Source organism: Kitasatospora sp. NPDC051164 (genome assembly GCF_044455625.1).
Classification (GTDB): Bacteria; Actinomycetota; Actinomycetes; order Streptomycetales; family Streptomycetaceae; genus Kitasatospora.
In genome coordinates, this window is sequence record NZ_JBITFB010000019.1 from 21279 (window position 1) to 27394 (window position 6116).

The window sequence follows — 6116 nt, forward strand, 5'->3', positions numbered from 1 at the left end:
AACTCTGTCACGAGGCGTTCGACGCTGCGATCCTAGGAGCCGGTCGGCGGCTGCAGTTCGCCGGTGCGGGCGACGCGGGCGTACCAGCGGGCGCTGGACTTGGGGGTGCGGGTCTGGGTGGGGTAGTCGACGTGGACCAGGCCGAAGCGCTTGTCGTAGCCGTAGGCCCACTCGAAGTTGTCGAGCAGGGACCAGGCGAAGTAGCCGCGCAGGTCCGCGCCGTCGGCTGCGGCCCGGTGGGCGGCCGCGAGATGGGCGTGGAGGTAGGCGATGCGTTCCGGGTCGTCGACGGTGCCGTCCTCGCCGATCTCGTCGTGGTAGGCCGCGCCGTTCTCTGTGACCATGAGTGGCAGGTTCGGGTGGCGTCGGGCCAGTCCGGTCAGCAGCTGGTGCAGGCCGGTGGGGTCGACGGCCCAGCCCATCGCGGTCAGCTCGCCCGGGGCCGGGTGGAAGCCGACCCGGTCGGCGCCCGGCCAGGGGGTACCGGCGCCGGCGCCGTGGCCGTCCTCGCGGGCGGGGGCGGTGCCCTCGGCGGTTGCCGAGACGACGGTGGGCGTGTAGTAGTTGACGCCCAGCCAGTCCAGCGGCTGGTGGATCGCGGCCTCGTCGCCGGGGCGGACGAAGGCCCAGTCGGTGAGGTGGGCCGTGTCGGCGAGCAGGTCCTTCGGGTAGGCGCCCTCCAGCATCGGGCCGAGGAAGACCCGGTTGCCGACGGCGTCGATCCGGCGCACGGCGTCCTGGTCGGCGGTGGACGGGGTGAGCGGGCGCAGTGCGTGCAGGTTGAGCGCGACCGACAGGCGGGCGGCGGCGGGCAGCACGCCGCGCAGTGCCGTGACGGCCAGGCCGTGGCCGAGGTTGAGGTGGTGGGCGGCCCGCAGGGCGGCCACCGGGTCGGTGCGGCCGGGGGCGTGGACGCCGGAGCCGTAGCCGAGGAAGGCGCTGCACCAGGGCTCGTTGAGGGTGGTCCAGTGCTCGACCCGGTCGCCGAGGGCCTCGCCCACCAGCGCGGCGTACTCGGCGAACCGCTCGGCGGTCGTGCGTTCGGGCCAGCCGCCGGCCGACTCCAGCTCCTGCGGGAGGTCCCAGTGGTAGAGCGTGGCGACGGGGGTGATCCCGGCAGTGAGCAGCTCGTCGGTGAGGCGGCGGTAGAAGTCCAGGCCCTGCTGGACGGCCGGGCCGTGGCCGGTGGGCTGGACGCGCGGCCAGGAGACGGAGAAACGGTAGGCGGTCAGCCCCAGTTCGGCCATCAGCCGGACGTCCTCGCGGAAGCGGTGGTAGTGGTCGGCCGCGACCTCGCCGGTGTGCCCCTGGAAGACCTTGCCGGGGGTGCGGCAGAAGGTGTCCCAGATCGAGGCGGTGCGGCCGTCCTCGGCGGTGGCGCCCTCCACCTGGTAGGCGGAGGTGGCCGCGCCCCAGAGGAACCCGGCCGGAAAGCGGGGCAGGGCCGTGACGGGGGGTGGGGTCGTGGCAGGGGTGAGGGGGCTGGCGGGGGGAAGGGGCACGGGCTGCTCCCGGGGGTGAGGAGGTTCAGTTCTTGACGGCGCCGGCGGTGATGCCGCCCACGATGTGTTTGCCCAGCAGTGCGAAGACCAGTAGCAGCGGCACGGTGGAGATGAGGGCGCCGGTCAGCACGATCGCCTGGTCGACGCTGTGGTTGCCCGATCCGAGGCCGGCGAGCGCGACCTGGAGGGTGGGGTTGCCTTCCGGGGTGAGGGCGATGAAGGGCCAGAAGAAGTCGTTCCAGGCCTGGACGAAGACCAGCATGCCGAGGACGGCCATGGCGGGCCGCGCCACCGGGAAGACCACGTGCCAGACGATCCGCAGGCTGTGCGCGCCGTCCACCCGGGCGGCCTCGACCAGCTCCACCGGCAGGGCTTCGACCAGGTACTGGCGCATGAAGAAGACTCCGAACGCGGCGACCAGCGAGGGCAGCACGACCGACTGCAGCTGGTCCACCCAGCCCAGGTCGGTGATGATCTCGTACAGCGGGATGACGCTGAGCTGCGGCGGGATGGTCATGGTGGCGACCACGAGGGCGAGCAGCACGTTGCGGCCCCGGAAGGGCAGTTTGGCGAAGGCGAACCCGGCCAGGGTGGAGAACATCACGGTGGACAGGGCTACCAGGCCTGCCACGACCGTGGTGTTGACCAGTGCCCGGCCCATGTCGACCTGGTTCCAGGCGAAGGCCAGGTTGTCGAACAGGTGCCGGCCCGGCAGCAGCGGCGCGGGTGCCTCGACCACCCGCTCGCCCGAGTGTGAGGCGGCGACCAGGTTCCAGTACAGCGGGAAAAGCGAGACCAGGGCGGCCAGTACGAGCAAGGCGTAGGTCAGCGGCCCGGCGTGCTGCTGGCGCCCGGCGGACGGACGCCACCGGGTGCGTGTCGTGGATGCGGTGCTCATGGTTCAGCCCCTCCTGCGAGGGTGACGGACGCGGACGACGAGCGCCTGTACGGCGCCCACGGACAGCAGGAGCAGCAGCATCACCCAGGCGATCGCGGAGGCCTGGCCGAGCGCCCCGGTCACCCACCCCTTCTCGTACATCAGCAGGCTGAGCGTCTGGAACTGGTTGCCGCTGCCGCCGCTGACCCCCAGGCTGCCGCCGAACAGCATGGGCTCGCCGAAGAGTTGGGTGGCGCCGATGGTGGACACCACGATGGTGAACAGGATGGTCGGGCGGATCGACGGGATGGTGACGCTGAGGAACTGCCGGGCCCGGGAGGCTCCGTCGAGCGCCGCCGCCTCGTACAGGTCCTGCGGGACGGCCTGCATCGCGGCGAGGTAGATCAGCGCGTTGTAGCCCGTCCAGCGCCAGGTGACGATCACCGAAATGGCGATCTGCGCGGGCCACTTGGAGGATTCCCAGTCCACCGGGTGGAATCCCGCCCAGCCGATAACGGTGTTGATCAGGCCGTAGTCGCTGTTGAACAGCTGGGCGAAGACCAGCGTCGCGGCGGCGATCGAGGTCGCGTACGGCGCGAGCACCGCGACCCGGAGGAAACCCCGGCCGCGCATCTCGTAGTTGAGCAGATGGGCCAGACCCAGGGCGAGCAGCAGCTGCGGCACAGTGGAGATCACGCCGATGGTGAAGGTGTTGCCGAGCGCGTTCCAGAAGAAGTCGCTGTCCCACAGGGCGGTGTAGTTGCGCAGGCCGAGCCACTGGGCCTCGCCGCCGAGCTCGACCCGGTGCAGGGAGAGCCAGCCGGTGTAGACCAGCGGGAAGAGGCCGAAGGCCGCGAAGCAGAGGAAGAACGGCGCGACGAAGGCATACGGCGCGGCGCGGACGTCCCAGCGGTACAGCCTGCTGCGCCAACGCGGCCTGATTGATTGGGTGTTGGGGGCGATGAGGTCCACCGTGACTACTTCTGGATCTTGTCGTCGATCAGCTTGTTGACGTTGGCCCACGCCTGCGCGGGATCGGTGCCGCGTTGCTCGATGTCGAGGATGCCGTTGTCGGTGATGAAGGTTTTCACCTGGCCGTCCCAGCGGCTGATCGGGACGGCCTTGATGCCGGCGGCGGCCTCCGAGTAGATCCGGCCGACCGGGGTGTCGCCGAAGAACGGCAGGGTGGCGTTCCGGACGGCGGGGGAGGAGAGGGTCTCCTTGGTGGAGGGGATGTTGCCGTTGACGGCGAAGACCTTCGCGTGCTGCGCGGGCGCGGTCAGCCAGGCCGCGAGCTCGGCGGCCTCCTTGACGTGCGGGCCGGACTTCGGGACGGCCAGGAAGGAGCCGCCCCAGTTGCCCGCGACCGGGGCGGGGGCGATGTCCCACTTGCCCTGGTTCTCCTGGCCGGCCTGGTCCTTGATGATCCCGGTCATCCAGCTCGGGCAGGCGACGGTGGCGAACCTGTTGTTCTTGAAGCCCGCGTTCCAGGTGCCCTTCTCGTCGAACTGCCGCAGTTTGGCGGTGAGTCCGCCGGTGGCCGCGCTGGTGGCGACGGACCAGGCCTGCTTCACCCCGGGACTGTTGCGGTAGTCCAACTCGCCCTTGGCGTCCGCGTACTGGACCGGCTCGCTGGAGACGACGGCGTTGAACAGGCCACTGGCGGAGTCGTGGAAGGAGGTGCCCTCGGGGGCCTTCGCCTGGTAGGCGCGCCCGGCTTCGAGGAACTTGTCCCAGCTGCCGGCCCAGAGCGCGCCGACCTGCGCGCGGTCGGTCGGCAGTCCGGCCTTGGCGAACAGGTCCTTGTTGTAGCAGATGGCCATCGGGCCGATGTCGGTGCCGAGGCCGATCACCTTGCCGTCCGCCGTGGTGGCCTGCTTCACCTTCCAGTCCAGGAAGGCGCCGAGGTCCGCGCCGCCCGTCTTGGCGAGGTCCGCCCACTTGCCCGCCAGGGCAGGCCCGGTGGCCTCGGCGATGTAACCGACCTCGACGGCCTGGATGTCGGCGAGTCCGCTGTCCCGGGAGAGCCGCAGCTTGAGCGTGTCCCAGTACTTCTGGCCGTCGGCCACGTTGGACTCGACGATCTTGATGCCGGGGTGCAGCTTCTCGTACTCGGCGTAGAGCTTGGCGCCGGTGTCGTTGTCGTAGCCGAAGGATCCGAAGGTGCCGATCCGCAGGGTGACGGTGCCGCTTGCGCCGTCGGCCTTCGTGCCGGTGCCGCCGCCGCTGCCACAGCCGGCCAGGAGGGCGGTGCCCGCGGCCAGGGCGATGAGCGCGGTGAGGCGTCGACGTCTGGTGGTGATGGTGCCGGTGGTGCGCATTCCACTCTCCTCGTCCGGGGGTGGTGTCGTCCGGGGGTGGTACGTGGGCTCGCCGGTGGTGGCCCATGGAGGCATGGGAGCGCTCCCACGCCATGTCGGAAGGTTCCTGCCTCAGCTGATCCGGTGTCAAGAGGTGAAGTCGAATTGCCCTCAGGCGCACCGCCGTTGGCACGCCACCGTCACTTCCTGAACGCGGCCGAGCCATGGCGGTGCCGCGCCCCGGTGATCTACGATCCTCTGCCAAGCGGGCGCGAGACCGATGGCGGCGACGGAGGGCACGGGGGCAGTGAGCAGACGGCAGACCGGAAGGCCGACCCTGGAGGAGGTCGCGGCCCGGGCCGGGGTCGGGCGCGGCACGGTGTCGCGGGTGATCAACGGCTCGTCGCGGGTGAGCGAACAGGCGAAGGAGGCGGTGGGCCGGGCCATCGCGGAGCTTGGCTACGTGCCCGACCGGGCGGCCCGGGCGCTGGCCGGCAGCCGGACGGACGCGGTCGCGCTGGTCGTACCGGAGACCGAGGCGCGGCTGTTCGCGGAGCCCTACTTCCTGGACATCATCCGTGGGGTGAGTGCCGAACTCGGTGCGGCAGACAAGCAGTTGCTGCTCACGCTGATCCGCACCGAGCAGGAGCGGCAGCGCTTCGAGCAGTACCTCGCCGCGCAGCGGGTGGACGGCGTGCTGCTGGTCTCCGTCCACCGGGACGACCCGCTGCCGGACCAGGTGCGCGCGCTGGGCCTGCCGGCCGTGCTGAACGGGCGCCGTTCGCCGCAGGAGCCGGTGGCGTACGTCGACTCCGACAACGTGGGCGCGGGCCGCTCGGCGGTGGAGCACCTGGCCGGGCGTGGGCGCCGTCGCATCGCCACCATCACCGGCCCGCTGGACATGGACGCCGCGCACGGCCGCTTGGCCGGCTACCGCCAGGGGCTGGCGGCGGCCGGCCTGCCGGCGGACGAACACCTCGTCGCCACCGGTGACTTCACGGAGGACGGCGGCCGCCGGGCGATGCGCGAGCTGCTGAAGCGCTGCCCCGACGTGGACGCGGTGTTCGCCGCCTCCGACCTGATGGCGGTCGGCGCCCTCGCCGTCCTGCGGGCCAGGGGCCTGGACGTGCCCGGCGACGTCGCGCTGGTGGGCGTCGACGACTCGCCGGTGGCCCGCCACCTCGACCCGCCGCTGACCAGCGTCCGCCAGCCGATCGAGGAGATGGGCCGCACGATGGCCGGGCTCCTGCTGCGGCAGATCGCGGGCGAGGACACCGAGCCGTCCCGCCTGGTGCTGCCGACGGAGCTGGTGGTGCGGGAGTCCTCCTGACCGGCCGGGGGGGGGGGGGGGCGCCCCGGGGGGGGCGGGGGGGCGGGGGGCCCGCCCCCCCGCCCCCCCCCCGGGACCCCGAATTTAACAAAAAAAGAAAGGGGCGG

The 6116-nt window shown here is 71.7% G+C and carries 5 protein-coding genes; 1 reads left to right on the forward strand and 4 read right to left on the reverse strand.

The window, feature by feature from the left end; genetic code table 11:
* Positions 1–32 precede the first annotated feature (32 nt).
* From ACIBEC_RS27005 to ACIBEC_RS27020, 4 genes are read right to left on the reverse strand one after another with little or no spacing between them, the layout of a single operon-like run.
* Entirely contained in the window at positions 33–1502 is a 1470-nt protein-coding gene (locus tag ACIBEC_RS27005; protein WP_396289045.1) for a GH1 family beta-glucosidase, read from the reverse strand.
* 25 nt (positions 1503–1527) lie between these two features.
* A complete protein-coding gene (locus tag ACIBEC_RS27010; RefSeq protein ID WP_360509900.1) occupies positions 1528–2400 on the reverse strand; it encodes a carbohydrate ABC transporter permease in 873 nt (290 codons plus the stop codon).
* Positions 2401–2403: 3 nt separating this feature from the next.
* Positions 2404–3351: a carbohydrate ABC transporter permease gene (locus ACIBEC_RS27015; protein WP_396289047.1), complete on the reverse strand. Its 948-nt coding sequence runs from the start codon at positions 3349–3351 to the stop codon at positions 2404–2406.
* Between the two features lie 5 nt (positions 3352–3356).
* Entirely contained in the window at positions 3357–4700 is a 1344-nt protein-coding gene (locus tag ACIBEC_RS27020; RefSeq protein ID WP_360509899.1) for an extracellular solute-binding protein, read from the reverse strand.
* Positions 4701–4959: 259 nt separating this feature from the next.
* On the opposite strand from ACIBEC_RS27020, the gene ACIBEC_RS27025 reads away from it, so the two are divergent.
* Positions 4960–6009 carry a LacI family DNA-binding transcriptional regulator gene (locus ACIBEC_RS27025; protein ID WP_396289049.1) on the forward strand — a complete coding sequence of 350 codons (1050 nt, stop codon included), beginning with the start codon at positions 4960–4962 and terminating at the stop codon, positions 6007–6009.
* The last annotated feature ends 107 nt before the right edge of the window (positions 6010–6116 follow it).

Excerpts from the sequence above, each read along its gene's own strand:
- ACIBEC_RS27010 (WP_360509900.1), bottom strand. The coding sequence starts at position 2,400 with ATGAGCACCGCATCCACGACACGCACCCGGTGGCGTCCGTCCGCCGGG.
- ACIBEC_RS27020 (WP_360509899.1), bottom strand. The coding sequence starts at position 4,700 with ATGCGCACCACCGGCACCATCACCACCAGACGTCGACGCCTCACCGCG.
- ACIBEC_RS27025 (WP_396289049.1), top strand. The coding sequence starts at position 4,960 with ATGGCGGCGACGGAGGGCACGGGGGCAGTGAGCAGACGGCAGACCGGA.